Here is a 262-nt window from a genome sequence, read left to right on the forward strand (position 1 = left end):
ATCGTTTGTAGAGACTTTACGCTTTCTATACATTATGCAAGAGGAGAGCGGATTTTGTGAAATTGTGGGCGGGAACGATAGATTGCCAAAGTCATTTTTACCGCAATTAGAAGAGAATATTATATATAATCAAAAATTAATGAAGCTACATCAACACGATAATGGTGTGACAGCTTTCTATCGGAACGAGGAAACTTTTGAATATAGCAGTATTACAGGAGATTTAGTTATTGTTACCATTCCGTTTTCGACAATGCGTTTT

General features: G+C 35.1%; 1 protein-coding gene. It reads left to right on the top strand.

The genetic code is table 11. The features are described 5' to 3' along the window. Positions 1-262, top strand: a 262-nt coding sequence (locus SB717_RS36955; protein WP_410908060.1) for an FAD-dependent oxidoreductase, incomplete at both ends; no start/stop codon positions are given.

The sequence above is a fragment of the Priestia sp. SIMBA_032 genome (genome assembly GCF_046535215.1).
In the GTDB taxonomy this organism is placed as follows: Bacteria; Bacillota; Bacilli; order Bacillales; family Bacillaceae_H; genus Priestia; species Priestia aryabhattai.